The sequence below is a fragment of the uncultured Sphingomonas sp. genome, assembly GCF_937871615.1.
Taxonomy (GTDB): Bacteria; Pseudomonadota; Alphaproteobacteria; order Sphingomonadales; family Sphingomonadaceae; genus Sphingomonas.
Genome location: NZ_CALMPA010000046.1, coordinates 382,039 through 397,313, shown reverse-complemented (window position 1 = coordinate 397,313; position 15,275 = coordinate 382,039). Strand labels below are relative to the sequence as shown.

The following is a 15,275-nucleotide window of genomic DNA, read 5'->3' as shown; positions in this document are numbered from 1 at the left end:
CAGATCAGCCGCTCGCGCAAGCCGCTTAAACCGCGGCCCTCTCACCACGCTTACTTCGAACAAATAACCGCGCCGCTTGAGATAGACGTCTGGCTGTGGTTCGCACCATGTCATCTTGGGCCGCGCGAGAACGAAGCCGCCCTCTTTCTCCCCAAGCGTGTCGCCCGTCCGCTCCGTCCATTTTTCGGGGGTGAGGCGCTGTAGGACATGCACCATGCGCGCACCGTCAGCGAGCGCGCTGCCGCCACGACCGCTATACTGATCCAGCGTTTCCTCGCGGGCGTTCGCCTTGCCGGTGTGGTGAACATAGAGCACGGCGCAGCGCACGGTATTCCTGATGCGCCGCGCGGCGTCGATCATCCCTTGCTCGGCGTCGTTGATGCGGCTCTCGCCCACTCCAAATGACACCATTGGGTCGATGACAACGAGCGAGGGGCAGAGTAGTCCAACCTCAACAATAAGGCGGTCAAGCTGCTTGCTGGGCATCACCACGTCCTTCTCCACCGTGGTCAGCTTGATCCCTTTCCCCGACACGTCAGTGATGATGATGCTGTCGCGCACCTCCTGAACCTGCTCGTCGGTAAGTCCAAGCTCATGGCACATATAGCGCAGCCGGGCGATCAGCGTCTCGCGGCTGTCCTCCGCTGTCAGCAGGACGACCGGACCGGGTGCCCGAACCTCATATCCGAAAAGGTCGAGACCCAGGACGATATGGATAAGCTGAAACAGCAAGAGGGTCGTCTTGCCGGTGCCACCCGGTGCGATGAATACGCCAACGTCTTCGTAGAACCACCGATCCACGATGCACGGCTGCTTGCCACGCGCGCTGTTCCATTCATCACGCGATATAGGGCCGTCCAGCTTGAGTAGCAGGTTCACCTTCTCCGCGCGGCGGTCCATCTCGTCAAAGAAGGCAGCGGCGACCCTGACGATAGATCCATGCTGCGTGCGCTCGGTGTGGTCCGCGTTGTCAGATGGCACGTCGTTCCAGAAGAACCCCTGCTTGGCGAGTTCCGGGTCAATCATGACGAGACCTCCCGCCGGTCGGGGCGGTAGTCAATCTGCGCCCGTCGCCATCTGCACCCGGCGAATTTTTACGCGGCGGTGAGTTTTGCGGGAAAACACTCGGGGATTGCGGACCCACGGCGAGGCCCTGTAAATTGGTGCGGTTCACGATGATACTCCACCGGCAGGGCCACCACCCTGCCGGTATTCATGACGGGGATGGTCAGGCGGCGACCTGTTCGCTGGTGCTGTAGCGCGCGCCCGATGCGAGCCACGCCAGCACGTCGCGTTCCGAATATCGGACGATTCGCGTTCCGGGCGGTGCGAAGTGGCGCAACGGGATGCCACGTCCTCGATAGCCCTCAAGGGTATCAGGGGAGATGCCGATCAACTCGGCGCATTCTTTCGGATCGAGCGGACGGCCCTTGGGCGTATAGTTGAACAGCTCGCAAAGCTGGTCGAAAGACATATCGATTTCGGCGGTCATGCCGGAACTCCACAGCTTCCCCGCGCGGTTCTCGACCGTCGATCAGGGTGAATTAAGCTGTGGTCATCAGCACCAGAAGAACACCTTCTGGCAGAATGGCCGAGTCCTGGGGGAATCTCACCCTTGCTGCATCGGCTTCGGTTCCGGGAACTTCTCTCGAGGATGCGGGTCCGGCCGCAGTCACCTGTGAGTGACGGTAGTTACCTTATGCTGCTCGCAATGGGTCGTGCAAGCGAGTTAACAGCCATTGCCAACATCGGCGCAGATCAGGCTGGCAGATTTTTCTTTCCAAACCGATCAGGGGGCGATTGGCCTATCCCCGGCCTCGACCGATTTCCCTCGGTTGCGCGATTTTGACCTGACCGAGATGGCCTCTCGGCTACAGGCCGGCGTGGGGCGCGATCGGGGTGCTGCCGCCCCTGCACCGGCGGCGCTGCGCGATCGCGGCTGTAGCCCCGGCGCTGCCGCTCCCTGCCGTGCATCACCCCGCGGCGTGCAGCGGCACCACATTCGCCCCGCTCGCCTTCGCTGCCTCAACCTCGATCCAGTCTGCGATCTTCTGCACTTCGGGCTGGAGCCATTGGAGGTTCGTCGTGTCGAAGTAGTGCTCGGCGGTCACGTCGCGGGTCAGGTGGTTTGTGAGCAGGTCGGTGCGGAACTTCTCGATGCGGCAGCACCGAAGCGAGATGTTCGTCATCGTGCGGCGCAGGTCGTGGTTCGTGAGGCGAACGCCCGCCGCGACGCTCACTTTTTTCATCACGTCGCGCGGGTCAGCAATATGGCCGGTCTTGCCCCACGAAGGGAATACAAAGTCGCCGTTCGTCAAAGCGCGGCGGCGATTGAGCAGCGCCACGGCTTGCGTCGATAGGGGTAGAAACACCTCATGGGAGTTTTTCGGGTCGGGCAGATGCCAATGGCCCTCGTCCAGATTGATCTGATCCCAGCGGAGGGAGTTGCCCTCGGAAAGACGGCAGCCGGTCAGCAGAAGCCATGTCACCAGATCGACGCTGGTGACCGTTTGCGGGTTATGCGAATCCTCGCGCAACTGATTGAGCATATTCCACACTACGCCGACCTTGCTGTCGGGGATGCGTGTGGTCCGCGCTTTCAGCCTCACCCGGTCGTCCTTGAGGACAGCCACCGGATTGAGCGCGACCGCCAGCTTATATTGGCGACTGGCATAGTTGATGAGAGCACCGAGGACCGAGAACGCCTGATTGGCCTGCCCCGGCGCGCCCTTCTTGCCATGCAGGCCGCCCGTCAGCATCTTCCGATACAGCTTCTTGCACTGGTCCTCGGTGATCGAGGCGATAGGCTTCTGCGCGAGACTGGCGAAGGTCGTTCGCAAATGCCGTTCAATGGTCGCCTTGCTGCTCGCCTTCAGCTTGCCGGGGCGGGCAACATACGCCTCAACCACTGTAGTCAGCGTCACCTTGAGCGCCTCGTCGTGCCGCTTCGCATCGCGTGGGTCGATGCCCTCGCGCATGTCCTGCAACACCTTCTGCGCCCGCTTCCGCGCGTTCTCCTCGGTGTAGGTGCCAAACGCGCCGATTGTGAACTGCACCAGCTTCCCCTTCACGCGACCAAGCGCAACGAAGGTCTTCTTCCCCTCCGACGACACACGGAGGCCGTAGCCCTTCACCGTCGCGTCCCATCTAATCTCGTAACCCTCGGTCGGTATCGCGACACGCTCAATGAACGCCTTCGTGATCTTCACCGGCTCTTGCTTTGGCTTCGCCATATCCACGCTCCGTCGAACACATTTGTAACAGGTAATACCGTGCTACGACGTGCGCTCGCGAGCCTGCAAGGACGTTATGTTATTGATTCAAAAGGCGTTTAACGGTGTCTGCGTGCAGTGACAGGTTGCTACAGGGTCGGGTGTCCCAAACTTGAAAACCGCCGTGGGTTCACGCTCACCGTGGGTTCGAATCCCACCCTCTCCGCCATCACCTTTTGCGTGACAGTTCTCGCATCGCATCGTCCAGGCCGCCGAGTGTCAGGGGGAACATGCGATCGTTCATCAGTTCGCGGATGATCTTGGTCGATTGCGAATAGCCCCATTGCGCCTGCGCGACGGGATTGAGCCACACGGCGGCCGGATAGGTCGTCGCCAGCCGGTGCATCCACACCGCGCCCGATTCCTCGTTGAAATGCTCCACCGAGCCGCCGGGATGGGTGATCTCATACGGGCTCATCGCCGCGTCGCCGACGAAGATCAGTTTGTAATCATGCGGGAATTTGTGGAGCACATCCCAGGTGGGCGTGCGTTCGGAGAAGCGGCGGCGATTGTCCTTCCACACGCCTTCATAGGGGCAATTGTGGAAATAGAAGAATTCGAGATTCTTGAATTCGGTGGTGGCGGCGGAAAACAGCTCCTCGCACAGCTTGATGAACGGGTCCATCGACCCGCCGACATCGAGGAACAGCAGCAATTTCACCGCGTTGCGCCGCTCCGCACGCATGTGAACGTCAAGCCAGCCCTGCCGCGCGGTGCCGTCGATCGTCGCGTCGATATCGAGTTCGTCCGCCGCGCCCTCACGCGCGAATTTGCGCAACCGGCGCAGCGCGATCTTGATGTTGCGCGTGCCCAGTTCGCGCGTGCTGTCCAGATTCTTGAATTCGCGCTGATCCCACACCTTGAGCGCGCGCTTCTGCTTGCTCTCACCGCCGATCCGCACACCTTCGGGATTATAGCCCGAATTGCCATAGGGCGAGGTGCCGCCGGTGCCGATCCACTTGTTACCGCCTTCGTGGCGTTTCTGCTGTTCTTCCAGACGCTTCTTGAGCGTTTCCATGATCTCGTCCCAGGAGCCGAGCGACTTGATCGCCTCCATCTCCTCGGGCGTGAGGAATTTCTCCGCCACCGCCTTCAGCCAATCGGCGGGCATCTCCGCGCCGACCTGCGCGAAGCTGGTCTCGATCCCCTTGAACACCTTGGCGAAAACCTGATCGAAGCGATCGAGCAGGCCCTCGTCCTTCACGTAAACCGCGCGGCTGAGGTAATAGAAATCCTCGGGCGTGCGCTCGATCACGTCCTTTTCGAGCGCCTCAAGCAGCAGCAAATGCTCCTTCATGCTCGCCGGAATGCCCGCGCTGCGCAGTTCATCGAGGAAATTCAGGAACATGCGAAAACTCCGGCATCAACGGGCGAGCAACGATACATATTAGCGCCGATCATAGGCCTTGGGCAAAGCGCCCTCCGCCGGGGTGAGATAGCGATCGCGCAATTCGGTCTGGCGCGATCGCATCGGCTGCGGGCGACCGTCGATCCAGATCGCGACCGGCTGGGATTCGATCTCCAGCGGATCGCCATCCCACAAGACCACGTCCGCCCGGCGCCCCGGCTTCAATGAGCCGAGTTCGCCTTCCATCCCGAGCGCCGCCGCCGGGCCGGAGGTGATCGACGCCAGCGCCTGCCCCCAATCCAGCCCGGTCGCGCCGGGCACACGGGTGATCGCGACAAGGTTTCCGGCATATTGGCGGATATTGTGTTCGCCGCCCGACGCGCCGGCAGCGGACAGCGCGACCTGCACCCCCGCCGCGCGCATCCGCCCGACGTTCGATTCGGTCGCCGCGAGCGCCTCGAAACTTTCCGGCAGGTCCGCCAGCGCGGCGGCGACGACCGGCACGCGCGCCGCCGCGATCTCGTGCGCGACCATCCAGCCCTCGCTCGCGCCCGTCAGCACTAGCCGCAGCTTGGGATAATCGCGCACCAGCCCGAGCACGCTCCTGATATCGCTGGCGCGCTCGACATGGACGACGAGCGGCGTCTGGCCGTCGATCACCCTGAGCAGCGCCTCGGCATCGCCGCGCTTGAGCAGCGACGCCTTTTCGCGACCGCCGAACGCTGTGGGGTTGCGGCGGAAATCCTGCGCCTGCGCCAATGCGTCGCGGAACATCGCATAAGCGGCGGGGCGGCTGCCACCGGCCTCGCGCGCGCCATGCTCGCCCAGTTCGACATATTGGAACGCGCGCGGGCGGGTGACGGCGTCCGCATCGTCGCCCAGGTCGATCACCGCGCCCTGCCCGGCGAAGATCGATCCGGCGGTGGACGGCGCGATCAGCGCGCGGGTGACGCCGCCGAGCCGCTCGTTGGCGATCTTCACGCCCGCCGGGTTGATCGCGGTCGACACGTCGATCGCAGCGGTGAACGGGCTGCCGCGCGCGGCGGTGTCGTTGCTTTCGTCGACCCCGCCCGCATCCTGCAGGCCAAGATCGGTGAAGCCCGCGATCAGGCCGGGCGCGACCCATTTGCCGCGCGCGTCGATCACCTCGGCACCGGCGGGCACCGCGACATTGCCGCCGGCGGCGACGATCCGCCCATCGCGGAACAGGACGGTGCCGTTCGGGATCGGCGCGCTGCCGTCGCCAAGCGCCACCGTGCCGCCGGTGACGGCGACAGTCTGCGCGAGCGAGGGAGACGCGACCAGCGCGGCGGCGGAAAGAAGCAGCGCGCGGATCATTTCACATCTCCCGCGCCGGGCTGGCCAAGCTCGAAATCGCTGACCGGGCGCCGTTTCGGATCATCGGCATCATAGAGCAGCGCGCCATCGACCCACACCTTCTCGGGCCGGGTATAGACGCTGAACGGATTGCCGTTCCACAACACCACATCCGCCATCTTGCCCGCTTTCAGGCTACCCGTCTTGTCGTCGATGCCGAGCGCCTTCGCCGGATTGAGCGACAGCCACTTCCACGCCACCGCATCGGGGATATCGACCCCGGCGCGACGCCCGGAGGAGAGCGCCTTCGCGACTTCCTGATTGAGCCGCTGAATGCCGTTCTGATCGTCCGAATGGATCATCGCGCAGGCGCCGGCCTTTTCGAGCAGCGCCAGATTGGCGCCGATCCCGTCATAGCTTTCCATCTTGAAGCCATACCAATCGGCCCACACCGCCGCGCAGGTGCCGCTCGCCTTCAGCAGATCGGCGATCTTGTACGCCTCAACCGCATGGTGGAAGGCGGTTACCTTATAGCCGAACTCCTTCGCCATATCGAGGACGATGGCCATTTCGTCGGCGCGATAGCAATGGTTCTGCACGCGGATTTCGCCGGCGAGGACGCCGCGCAGCGTATCCATCGCGATATCGCGTTCGGGCGGATCGCCGCCGTCGCGCTCATATTTGTCCCATTTGCGCTTGTAGGTCTGCGCCTTGGCCCAGGTGGCGCGATCTACCGCGATATTGCCCATGCGCGTCGAAGGCTCGCGGCCCTTCGCGCCATAAACGCGCTTGGGATTTTCGCCGCACGCCATCTTCAGCCCATAGCCCGCGCCGGGGAACTTCATTCCCTGCACCGTGCGGGAATAGACGTTCTTCAGCACCACCGAACGCCCGCCGAACAGATTGGCCGAGCCAGGAAGGATCTGCAGCGTCGTCACCCCGCCATTGGCAAGCGCGCGGCTGAAGCCGGGATCCTGCGGCCAGACGCTGTGCTCCGCCCAGACATCGGCGGTGACCGGCGAGGTCGCCTCGTTGCCGTCGGACAATGCGCGCACCGCGGGGCTGGGATAATCGCCGAGGTGGCTGTGGATGTCGATCACGCCCGGCGTCACCCACTTGCCCCGCCCGTCGATCACCCGCGCGTTCGCCGGCGCATCCAGCGTCTGCCCGAGCGCGACGATCTTGCCATCCGCGAACACGACCGAGCCGTTGTCGATCCGGCCGCCCTCGCCATCGAATACCGTGACGTTGCGCACCAGCGTCGGCACACCGGGATAAGCGTGATAGGTGGAAGGATAGGGATCGCGCGAATAGGGTTTTCCGGGGGTGTGCGCCTTTGCCGGCGTGCTTGAAGCCGTTTTGGGCCGTTCCCCGTCCGCCCCACAGGCGACGAGCGACAAGGCCATCGCCGCCCCGCCCATCAGGCGCAGCCCCCCTATCCGAGCCGTGATTCCCATGATTCCCCTCTTGTTCAAATATTGCGCGAAGTGATGGCGCGCGCGATTTGCAAAGACAAGGGCGTGAACGGACTACGCTCCATAACTTTTGTCATGTTCCGCTTGTCCGCCGCGATCGCGCGCGATACCGAGTGCGACGAATATCGCAGGAGAGACATACCGTGAGCACCCCGCCCCTTGCCGGCATCCGCGTCGTCGAATTCGCCGGGATCGGCCCCGGCCCGTTCACTGGCATGATGCTGGCGGATCATGGCGCCGAGGTGATCCGCATTGATCGCCCCACACGCGGCGGCGGCCTTTCCATCGACGCCAAGGATGCGCTGCTGCGCAACCGCAAGTCGATCGGGCTCGATCTCAAGAACCCGAAGTCGATCGAGGCGGTGCGCCGGATCGTCAAATCGGCGGATGCGATCATCGAGGGTTTCCGCCCCGGCGTCATGGAGCGGCTGGGGCTTGGCCCCGATGTGCTGCTCGCGGACAATCCGAAGCTCGTCTATGGCCGCATGACCGGCTGGGGGCAGACCGGGCCGATGGCGCCGGAACCGGGCCATGACATCAATTATATCGCGATTTCGGGCGTGCTCCACGCGCTTGGCCGCGAAGGCGAGAAACCTACCCCCCCGATCAACCTCGCCGGCGATTTCGGTGGCGGTGGCATGTTCCTCGCCTTCGGGATGCTCGCCGCTTTGCTCCATGCGCAACGCACCGGCGAGGGCCAAGTGGTGGATGCGGCGATGACCGACGGCTCCGCGCTGCTGATGACGATGATGTGGTCGTTCCGCGCGATGGGGCGGTGGAGCGACGCACGCGGCACCAACCTGCTCGATACCGCCGCGCATTTCTATGACACCTATGAGACGAAGGACGGCAGGTTCATCTCGCTCGGCGCGATCGAGCCGCAATTCTATGCCGAGTTCCGCGCGGTGATGGGGCTTTCCGACGACAAATGGGCAGCGCAGATGGATGCGCGCCAATGGCCCGCGCTGAAGGCGGAACTGACCGGATTGTTCAAGGCGAGAACCCGCGACGAGTGGGTTTCCGCGTTCAAGGGACATGACGTGTGCTTCGCGCCGGTGCTCGGCTTTGACGAGGCGTGGGACGATCCGCACAATCGCGCGCGCGGCACCTTCGTAGAGGCAGGCGGCGTGCGCCAACCCGCCCCGGCGCCGCGCTATTCGGCCAGCAGCACCGTCGCCCCGGTGATGGCGGGGGAGCGCGACGACGCCGCTGTGCTGCGCGAGCTTGGTTTCGATGAAGCGGAGATCGCGGCGCTCGGCCTGTAAGCCGGGCGCCCTCCCCTCACGCTGTAATCAGTTCCGGGGCGGGGCGGCGGGCGTAGATGCCGTATCCGAGGATCACCGCATAGCAGAGCGCGGGCAGCAGCAGCGCGAAATGCAGGCTGCCGCTCACGTCCGCCAGATAGCCGGTGAGCGGCGGGATCACCGCGCCGCCGACGATCGCGGTGGCGATCACGCCGGAGCCTTCCGCCGCGCGCTTGCCCAGCCCCTCGCTCGCCAGGCTGAAGATCGTCGGGAACATGATCGAATTCATCAGCCCGATCGCCAACAGCGACCAGCCGGAAACCATGCCCATTGTGTTGGCCGAGATCAGGATGAGCGCGATCGAGCCCGTCGCCACGCAGGCCAGCACCTTGCCGGGCGACACGCGCGAGAGGACATAGGCGCCGATGAACCGGCCGATCAGCGCGCCGCCCCAATAGAATGGCACGTGCTTGCCCGCCGCCTGATCGGCAAGGCCAAGCACGCTCGGTTCCATCAGATAGCTGACGATCAGCGAACCGATCGCTACCTCCGCCCCGACATAAAGGAAGATGCACAGCGCCCCCATGCCGAAACGCGGGCGGGCGAGCAGATCGAACGCCTTCAGGATATTGCCGTGCGACTGTTCCTCGTTCAGCCGGTTGCGGCGCGACCAGACGACCGCCGCGACCACCGCCAGCGCGGCGGCGAGGCACAGATAGGTGACCACCACGACATGGGTTTCCTGCGCGCGATAGGCATCGAGCGCGGCGCCCGAGAGCGTATTCACGTCCACCTTGGCGAGACTGCCGAGGATCACGATCGAGCCGACGAACGGAAAGATCGTGGTGCCGAGCGAATTGAATGCCTGGGCGAAGGTCAGCCGGCTATGCGCGGTGCGCGGCGCGCCGAGCAGCGAGATCAGCGGATTGGCGACCACCTGCACGATCGTGATGCCGCTGGCGAGGACGAACAGCGCGAACAGGAACAGCCCGAACTTCGCCGAGGAGGAAGCCGGAACGAACAACAGGCAACCCGCCATCATCGTGACGAGGCCGATCGAGGCGGTGCGCATATAGCCGGCGCGCCGGACGATCGCCGCCGCCGGGATCGACATGATCGCATAAGCCGCGAAAAAGGCGGATTGCACCAAAAGGGCCTCCGCATAATTGAGCGTGAACAGTTCCTTCAGCTTCGGGATAATCACGTCGTTGAGGCTGGTGATCCCGCCGAAAATGAAGAACAGCGCGAATACGAACGCGCGCAGATCGGGCGCATCATAGCCATGGGCGGCGTCGCCGCTGGCGGCGCTTGAGCTGGTATCGGCGTGCATGTGAACTCCCCCCCTGTGGCCGATCGGCCCCGCCCCGTTCGGACGAGGGCAGAAAGACCATCGCCGCGATATTTGCAAGCAGCAGTGCCGGTAAATCCGTCGGCCCGGCGAATTATCATGCGCGATCCGCGCTTGGCGCGGCGCGCGCGTTTCGCCTAATCGGGAAGCATGGCTCGCCTCACGGTCAACAACGAAGCGATCGAATATCGCATGGACCCGCAGACGCCGCTGTTGTGGGCGCTGCGCGACGCATCGAATCTCACCGGCACGAAATACGGATGCGGCACCGGCAGTTGCGGCGCGTGCATCGTCGATGTCGATGGCAAGGCGGTGAAATCCTGCCGCATGACGATCGACGAGGCCGAAGGCGCCTTCGTCACCACGATCGAGGGGCTGTCGCGTGAGCGCACCCATCCGATCCAGCTCGCGCTGATCGACGCCAACGTGCCGCAATGCGGCTATTGCATCCCCGGCGTGGTGATGGCGGCGGCGATCCTCATCAAGCGCGATCGCGCGCCCAGCGACGAGGCGATCGCCGCGGCGATCACCAATATCTGCCGCTGCGGAATCTATCCCCGGCTGATCGAGGCGATCCAGCGCGCGGCGCGGGCGATGCACGGCGATGAGACGCTGCCGGCGGGCGCGCGCACGGGCATTGATCCGCGCGATGCGGCGCGGGTGGTTCCCGCGTTCGATCCGCGACAATCGGGCGATCGCTGACACGCATCGGCGCCCTCGTCCCAAACCGAGGCTTCGCGCCCCCAGCAAGCGTATTGCCCGAGCCATACACTTCGCGCTACAGCCTGATCCGAATTCAGGGAGGCACGATCGCGATGAACCTGGTGCGCGGTGCTTGGAAATTGCTGGTGGGCATCAAGGACGCGCTCGTGCTCGTCGCGATGCTGCTGTTCTTCGGCGTGCTGTTTGCCGTGCTCAACAGCCGCCCGACCCCGGCGGCGGTGAAGGATGGTGCGCTCGTCCTCGATCTGAAGGGGCCGATCGTCGAGCAGCCGGCGGAAATCCCGGCATTCGCGATGCTGAGCGGGCAGAAAACCGTGCGGCAATATCGCCTGCGCGATGTGGTTCGCGCGATCGACGCGGCGAGGGATGACAGCCGGGTCAAGGCGATCGTGCTCGATCTCGATCGGTTCGGCGGCGCCTATCCGGCAACGCTCGGCGAGGTGGCGGATGCGCTGCTGCGCGCGCGCAACGCGGGCAAGCCGGTGCTCGCCTTCGCGACCAGCTATACCGATGGCGGCTACCGCCTCGCCGCCGCGGCGAGCGAAGTGTGGATGGACCCGATGGGCGGCACTGTCTTCGCGGGGCCGGGCGGCAGCCAGCTCTATTACAAGGGGCTGATCGACAAGCTGGGCGTCAACGCCCATGTCTATCGCGTCGGGAAGTACAAATCCTTCGTCGAGCCATTTACCCGCACGGACCAAAGCCCCGAGGCGAGGGAAGCGGCCACCGTCCTCCAAAACGGCCTGTTCGATCAGTGGAAGGAGGCGATCGCCCGTACCCGCCCCAAAGCGCATATCGCCGACTGGCTGACCAGCCCCGACAAGGTGGTGCTCGCCGCGCAGGGCGATATCGCGAAAGCCAATCTTGCCTCCGGCATCGTCGACAAGCTGGGCGACCGGGTGTCGTTCGGGCGCCGTGTCGCCCAGATCGCGGGCGGCGACGAGACCAAGCCGGCGGGCTGGTTCAAGTCGATTGATTATGACGCCTGGAACGATGCGCATCCGCTGCCCAAGAGCGGCGCGATCGGCGTGGTGACCGTGGCGGGCGATATCGTGGACGGCAAGGCCGGGCCGGGCACCGCCGGCGGCGATACGATCGCGAAGTTCATCTACGACGGGCTGGCCAAGAAGACGCTGAAGGCGCTTGTCCTGCGCGTCGATTCGCCGGGCGGATCGGTCAACGCATCCGAACACATCCGCCTCGCGCTGCTGGAAGCCAAGCGGCAGGGCCTGCCCGTGGTCGTTTCGATGGGCGGCGTCGCGGCGTCGGGCGGCTTCTGGGTATCGACGCCGGGCGACGTGATCTTCGCCGAGCCTTCGACGATCACCGGGTCGATCGGCATCTTCGGCATCGTCCCGACATTCGAGAACACGCTCGCCAAGATCGGCGTGACGACCGACGGGGTGAGGACCACGCCACTATCGGGCCAGCCCGATATATTCGCGGGCACCAATCCGGCGACCGACGCGGTGTTCCAGTCCGCGATCGAGCACGGATATGCCGAATTCCTCGCCCGCGTCTCGCAATCGCGCAAGATGCCGGTGGCGAAGGTGGACGAGATCGCGCAGGGCCGGGTGTGGATCGGCGGCACCGCGCGGCAGCTTGGGCTGGTTGATCGGTTCGGCACGCTCAATGATGCCGTGGCGGAGGCCGCGAAGCGCGCGAAGCTCGATCCGGCCACGGCGCAAGTCACCTATCTCGAAAAGAAGCCCGGCTGGGGCGCTGAACTCGCGCGGCGGATCAATCGCGACAATGACGACGACAGCGCCGCGCCGGCGGATGCGCTGGCGCGGATCGCGTGGGAACAGCGCGCGCTGATGTCTCGCGCGATCGGCGATGTGAAGCGGCTGGCGATGGGCGGCGGCGTGCAGGCCGCGTGCCTCGAATGCGGCGGCTTCGGCCCGACCGCGCCCGCCCCGTCCGATGCGCGGCTGCTCGACGTGCTTCTGGCCCGGATCGGCCTGTAACCGCTCGCTTCGTCTTGTTGCGAGTCGGTATCGCTTCTCGCAACAAGCTTTGCGCAGTACAATGCCGCCATGTCCCGTAAGATTGATCTTGAAGCCCTGTGCCATGAAAAGGGCCTACGCATCACCGAGCAGCGCCGCGTCATCGCGCGCGTGCTGTCCGAGGCGGAGGACCATCCCGACGTCGAAAAGGTTTATGCCCGCGCCTCCGCGATTGATCCCGGCATCTCGATTGCGACGGTGTATCGTACCGTGCGATTGTTCGAGGAGGCGGGCATTCTCGATCGCCATGATTTCGGCGACGGACGCGCGCGTTACGAACCATCGCCCGAGGCGCATCACGATCATCTGATCGACGTGGAGACGGGCAAGGTGATCGAATTCGTCGATCCCGAGCTGGAGCAGCTCCAGAAGCAGATCGCGGAGAAGCTCGGCTTCCGGCTGGTCGATCACCGGATGGAATTGTACGGCGTCAGCCTCAATCGCAAGGATTGAGGCGGTTCGCCTTTATCCGAGACTTTGCGCGCTGATCGCGGCGCTCGCCATGGCGGTGCCGCTTCACCTGTTGTGGCGGCTGCTCCGCCTGCCCTCCCCCTGGCCGCGGCTGTTCCTGGGCGCGATGGGGCGGATCATCGGCGCGCGGCGACGCGTGATCGGCACGCCACTACGCCGTGACGTGGTGTTCCTCGCCAATCATCTGAGCTGGATGGACATCCCGATCCTCGCCGGGGCGAACGGCAGCGCCTTCGTCGCCAAGGCCGAATTGCGCGACGTGCCGGTGGTCGGCTGGCTCTGCACGCTCAACCGCACGCTGTTCGTCCGCCGTGACGACCGGATGGGCATCGCCGCGCAGATCAACCAGCTTCGCGATGCGCTGGCCGAAACATGGTCTATCACCATCTTCCCCGAGGGGACGACCGGCGACGGCAGCGAATTGCTGCCGTTCAAGGCCGCGCTGCTGGCCGTGCTCGATCCGCCGCCGCCGGGCGTACTCGTCCAGCCGGTACGGGTGGATTACGGCGCGGCGACGCACGAACTGGCGTGGGTCGGCGACGAGCCTGGGGCGGATCACGCCAAGCGCGTGCTGCGCCGCGCCGGCCATTTCACCGCCACGCTGCATTTTTGCGATCCGTTCGATCCGCACGATTTTCCCGGTCGCAAGGCGATCGCGGCGGAGGCGCGCGCACGGATAGCGGCAGCGGGTGGCGATCCGGTACGCGCTTCAGTATAGGCGCCGCCATGACGAAGACCCCGCCCAAGACTTTCCACGTCAAGTCGTTCGGCTGCCAGATGAACGTCTATGACGGCGAGCGGATGGCCGAACTGATGGCCGCCGACGGGCTGACCGCGACCGACGATGCGGCGAGCGCCGATCTGGTGGTGCTCAACACCTGCCACATCCGCGAGAAGGCGACCGAGAAGGTCTATTCCGATATCGGGCGCCTGCGCAAAACCGATCCGGCGAAGATGATCGCGATCGCGGGTTGCGTCGCGCAGGCCGAGGGCGAGGAAATCGTGCGCCGCGCCAAGGTGGACGTGGTGGTCGGCCCGCAAGCCTATCACAACCTACCCCGGCTGGTCGCCGATGCCGCGAAGGGCGAGGCCGCGCTCGATACCGATATGCCGGTCCTCTCCAAATTCGGCGCGCTGCCCGCCCGCCGCAAGGTTGGCCCGACGGCGTTTCTGACCGTGCAGGAAGGCTGCGACAAATTCTGCACCTATTGCGTCGTTCCCTATACGCGCGGCGCGGAGACCAGCCGGCGCCATGGCGAGATCGTCGATGAGGCGAAGGCGCTGGTCGATGCCGGCGCGCGCGAGATCACCCTGCTCGGCCAGAACGTAAACGCGTGGCGCGATGATGACGGGCGCGGGCTACATGATCTGATCCGCGCGCTCGACCGGATCGAGGGCCTTGCCCGCATCCGCTATACCACCAGCCACCCCAATGACATGGCGCAGGGGCTGATCGACGCGCATCGCGATGTCGAAAAGCTCATGCCGTTCCTGCATCTGCCGGTGCAATCGGGCAGCGATCGCGTGCTGAAGGCGATGAACCGCAGCCACACGCGGGACAGCTATTTGCGCATCCTCGATCGCGTCCGCGCCGCGCGACCCGATATCGCGCTGTCCGGCGATTTCATCGTCGGCTTCCCCGGCGAGACGGAAGCCGAGTTCGCCGAAACGCTGAGCCTGGTCGACGCGGTGGGCCATGCGTTCGCGTTCAGCTTCAAATACAGCCCCCGCCCCGGCACGCCCGCCGCGACGATGGACGGCCAGATCGCGCCGGAAGTGATGGACGAGCGGCTCCAGCGCCTGCAAGCCGCGCTCAATCGCGATCAGCTTGCCTTCAATCAGGCATCGGTCGGGCGGCGCTGCGCGGTGCTGATCGAGCGGCCGGGGAAGCTGCCGGGGCAGATGCTCGGCAAATCGCCGTGGCTGCAATCGGTGCTGCTCGATACATCCGCGCCGATCGGTGCGCTGGTGGAGGTGGAATTGATCCACGCCGGCCCCAATTCGATCATCGCGCGCGAAATTTCGCCCGCATCGCCCGCCGTCGCCGCAGCGTGATGCAATAGCGACACAG

13 protein-coding genes are annotated in these 15,275 nt (G+C 64.9%); 6 read left to right on the top strand and 7 right to left on the bottom strand.

Annotated features, from left to right (window positions below; all coding sequences use genetic code 11):
* The 6 genes from Q0316_RS14930 to Q0316_RS14905 form a co-directional block, all read right to left on the bottom strand.
* Window positions 1-1,026: AAA family ATPase (locus Q0316_RS14930; RefSeq protein ID WP_298673924.1), on the bottom strand; the 1,026-nt coding region annotated here is incomplete at its 3' end.
* 202 nt (window positions 1,027-1,228) lie between these two features.
* Window positions 1,229-1,492 carry a helix-turn-helix domain-containing protein gene (locus Q0316_RS14925; protein WP_298673922.1) on the bottom strand — a complete coding sequence of 88 codons (264 nt, stop codon included), beginning with the start codon at window positions 1,490-1,492 and terminating at the stop codon, window positions 1,229-1,231.
* 481 nt (window positions 1,493-1,973) lie between these two features.
* On the bottom strand, window positions 1,974-3,233 hold the full coding sequence (locus tag Q0316_RS14920; RefSeq protein WP_298673920.1) for an integrase family protein: 1,260 nt from the start codon (window positions 3,231-3,233) through the stop codon (window positions 1,974-1,976).
* Between the two features lie 208 nt (window positions 3,234-3,441).
* Window positions 3,442-4,620 (bottom strand): VWA domain-containing protein, encoded by a 1,179-nt coding sequence (locus Q0316_RS14915; RefSeq protein WP_298673917.1) that lies wholly within the window; start codon window positions 4,618-4,620, stop codon window positions 3,442-3,444.
* A gap of 39 nt (window positions 4,621-4,659) precedes the next feature.
* A complete protein-coding gene (locus Q0316_RS14910; RefSeq protein ID WP_298673915.1) occupies window positions 4,660-5,958 on the bottom strand; it encodes an amidohydrolase family protein in 1,299 nt (432 codons plus the stop codon).
* Window positions 5,955-7,394: an amidohydrolase gene (locus Q0316_RS14905; protein WP_298673913.1), complete on the bottom strand. Its 1,440-nt coding sequence runs from the start codon at window positions 7,392-7,394 to the stop codon at window positions 5,955-5,957. Before Q0316_RS14905 ends, Q0316_RS14910 begins: the two co-directional genes overlap by 4 nt.
* Before the next feature lie 161 nt (window positions 7,395-7,555).
* Here Q0316_RS14905 and Q0316_RS14900 point away from each other — a divergent pair, with 161 nt between their 5' ends.
* Window positions 7,556-8,677, top strand: a complete 1,122-nt coding sequence (locus Q0316_RS14900; protein ID WP_298673910.1) for a CaiB/BaiF CoA-transferase family protein — start codon at window positions 7,556-7,558, stop codon at window positions 8,675-8,677.
* A 16-nt stretch (window positions 8,678-8,693) separates the two neighbouring features.
* On the opposite strand, the gene Q0316_RS14895 is transcribed toward Q0316_RS14900, so the two are convergent.
* The gene (locus Q0316_RS14895; protein WP_298673907.1) at window positions 8,694-9,986 is read right to left on the bottom strand and encodes a sugar MFS transporter; all 1,293 of its coding nucleotides are present in this window, start codon (window positions 9,984-9,986) and stop codon (window positions 8,694-8,696) included.
* Between the two features lie 168 nt (window positions 9,987-10,154).
* On the opposite strand from Q0316_RS14895, the gene Q0316_RS14890 reads away from it, so the two are divergent.
* From Q0316_RS14890 to miaB, 5 genes are all read left to right on the top strand, one after another.
* Window positions 10,155-10,706 carry a (2Fe-2S)-binding protein gene (locus Q0316_RS14890; protein WP_298673905.1) on the top strand — a complete coding sequence of 184 codons (552 nt, stop codon included), beginning with the start codon at window positions 10,155-10,157 and terminating at the stop codon, window positions 10,704-10,706.
* Between the two features lie 113 nt (window positions 10,707-10,819).
* A complete protein-coding gene (sppA, locus tag Q0316_RS14885; RefSeq protein WP_298673902.1) occupies window positions 10,820-12,694 on the top strand; it encodes a signal peptide peptidase SppA in 1,875 nt (624 codons plus the stop codon).
* Window positions 12,695-12,763: 69 nt separating this feature from the next.
* A complete protein-coding gene (locus Q0316_RS14880; RefSeq protein WP_298673898.1) occupies window positions 12,764-13,186 on the top strand; it encodes a Fur family transcriptional regulator in 423 nt (140 codons plus the stop codon).
* Window positions 13,187-13,235: 49 nt separating this feature from the next.
* Window positions 13,236-13,922 carry a 1-acyl-sn-glycerol-3-phosphate acyltransferase gene (locus Q0316_RS14875; protein WP_298673896.1) on the top strand — a complete coding sequence of 229 codons (687 nt, stop codon included), beginning with the start codon at window positions 13,236-13,238 and terminating at the stop codon, window positions 13,920-13,922.
* Window positions 13,919-15,259, top strand: a complete 1,341-nt coding sequence (miaB, locus tag Q0316_RS14870) for a tRNA (N6-isopentenyl adenosine(37)-C2)-methylthiotransferase MiaB (protein WP_298673979.1) — start codon at window positions 13,919-13,921, stop codon at window positions 15,257-15,259. The genes Q0316_RS14875 and miaB overlap by 4 nt, the downstream gene beginning before the upstream one ends.
* Window positions 15,260-15,275 lie beyond the last annotated feature (16 nt).